Annotated in this window: 3 protein-coding genes; all 3 read left to right on the plus strand. The window is 64.8% G+C overall.

Features of this window, described 5'->3' with window-relative positions:
- On the plus strand, nt 1–880 hold an 880-nt coding region (locus tag HX846_RS29305), incomplete at its 5' end, for an alpha/beta fold hydrolase (protein ID WP_178966691.1).
- Between the two features lie 13 nt (nt 881–893).
- Complete coding sequence (locus HX846_RS29310; protein ID WP_008430959.1) at nt 894–2,102, plus strand: LLM class flavin-dependent oxidoreductase; 1,209 nt, start codon at nt 894–896, stop codon at nt 2,100–2,102.
- A 4-nt stretch (nt 2,103–2,106) separates the two neighbouring features.
- On the plus strand, nt 2,107–2,406 hold a 300-nt coding region (locus HX846_RS29315; protein ID WP_178966693.1), incomplete at its 3' end, for a twin-arginine translocation signal domain-containing protein.

The following is a 2,406-nucleotide window of genomic DNA, read 5'->3' on the forward strand; positions in this document are numbered from 1 at the left end:
TGGCACCGTGGGCGTGGCGGATGTGTGTGCGCCGTCGTGGCAAGGTCGCTCCTACCGTGACGTGGCCTACCTCAATCGCTGGCTGGCCGAAGGCTTTGCCGTCGTCGCCACCGACTACCAGGGCCTCGGCGTACCCGGTGGGCATCCGCTGCTGAACAGTCGCATGGCCGCCTACGGGATTCTCGACGCCGCCAAGGCCGTGGTGGCCGGGGTACCCGGGCTGGCCGACAAAGTGCTGATCGTCGGCCAGTCCCAAGGCGGTGCCGGCGCCTTCGCCGCAGCCGCCTATGCCGCCACCTACGCTCCGGACCTGGGAGTGAAAGGCAGCATCGGCACCGGCGTGATCTACACCCTCGACTACGCGAAGAACCCCAGCGAGGAAGTGCGCAACAAGGTCGATCCCACCCTGGCCTACGGCTTCTACACGTTGCTCGCCGCCCAGCAATACGACCCGAGCATCAACCCCGCCGACTTCTATACCGACAAGGCCCTGCCGATTTTCGAGCAGGCCCGTACCAGTTGCCTGTTCGCCCTCGAAGGCGATGTCGAAGGCCTCGGCCTGAGCATCGCCAACACCAAGAAAGACTACAAGGGCAAGCAACTCGCGCCGTGGCTGGCGCAGGTGTCTTACCCGACGCTGAAAACCTCGAAGCCGATTTTCATCGGCACCGGCGCCGAAGACACCACGCCGGCCGCCGCGACCCAGGTCAAGCTGATGCAGGACGCCTGCAAGGCTGGCTCCATCGTCGAAGGCCACCTGTACAAAGGCCTGGGCCACAGTGCCACGGTCAATGCATCGCTCAAGGACTCGATCCCGTTTGCCCACAAAGTCATCAACGACCAGCCGATCACCCCGATCTGCGCCCCCACCGCGCAATAAGCAGGAGGCTTGCATGAGCATCGAATTCTTTACCCGCCTGCCCTTGCACGGCGAAACCCAGTTCCTGCCCGGCGACCCGCGCAACCGGGGCGACTGGCATCGCGGCGGGCCCAGCACCGGCGCGGTGTCGGGCTTCAGTGTCGGTGATCATTTCACCTACATCGACTACCTCGGGCAAATCGCCAGGGCTGCGGAGATCAACGGCTTTGGCGGCGCACTGATGGTCAACGCGCCCACCGGCGAAGAACCGTGGACCGTCTGCGCGCTGCTGGCCCGGGAAACCCGTACCCTGCAATTCGTCACCGCCTTCCAGCCTTACCACTACACCCCGTGGGTGGCGGTGCAGCAGGCGGCGACCTACCAGCGGGCCACCGGCAACCGCCTGGTGTGGAACATCATCAACGGCGGCTCGGACGTGATCCAGCGCCAGGTCGGCGACTTCAGCGACCACGATGAACGCTACGAACGCGCCACCGAATTCATGGACGTGGTCAAGGGCTATTGGCACAACGAGTCCTTCCACTACGACGGCAAGTTCTACAAGGCCGACGGTGGTGGCCTGCGCGGGCCATTGAAGAAGGCCAAGCTGCCGCTGATCTGTACCGCCGGCTCATCCATCGCCGCCCGGGAGTTTGCCGCCAAGCACGCCGACTTCTACCTGATGCGCGCCGAACACCCGGACGAAATCGCCGCCCTGATCGCCGACCTGCGCGAACGCGCGCTGAAGTGGGGCCGCACTGACATTCGCTTCGGCCTGTCGATTGACGTGATCACCCGGGAAACCGAAGAACTGGCCCGCACCGAAGCCAAACGCTTCTTCGACGAAGGCATCGCCCGCGGCGCGGTCAAGGCCGTGGCGGCCCACGCCGGGTTGCGTACGGCGCGCAAGCTCAGCTACGAGCACGGCTTCAGCGAAAAAACCGAGACCCAGGGCTTCGATGACTTCTTCATCCACCCCAATGTATGGACCGGTTTTGGCTACATCGGTATTCCACCGGGCTGTGCGCTGGTGGGCAGCTACGAGAACGTGGTGGCGCGGATTCGCGAGTACAACAGCATCGGCATCGACCTGTTCTTCCTCGCCGGCTATCCGCACCTGGAAGAAGCCTACCGCCTCGGCGAGCACATCCTGCCGCACTTTCGCAGTGAACGCGCCGAGTTGAGTCGTCCCCAGGAGCCGGTGTTGGAACTGCGCTCCGCCAACGGCCCGGCCGGAGTCTGATGCCATGAGCCTACTGCTTAGCCGTCGGGACTTTCTCGGCTACAGCGTGACCGTCGGCGGCGGCTTGCTGCTGGCCGGTTGCGGCCCCGCTGACACGCCCAAAAACGTCACCGGCAACGATCAACCCCGCTACGGCGGGCGCCTGCGCCTGGGGATTCTCGACGGCAACCAGAGCGGCAACCTCGATGCCCACAAACCCATTGGCAGCGGCATCGTTCGCGGCTTTGCGTTGTACAGCAAGCTCTGGGAATGGGACGAGCAGATGCAGCCGCGCCTGGCTCTGGCCGAGTTCGCGGAGCCGAAT

Origin of the sequence: Pseudomonas sp. K5002 (genome assembly GCF_013386655.1) — a bacterium.
In the GTDB taxonomy this organism is placed as follows: Bacteria; Pseudomonadota; Gammaproteobacteria; order Pseudomonadales; family Pseudomonadaceae; genus Aquipseudomonas.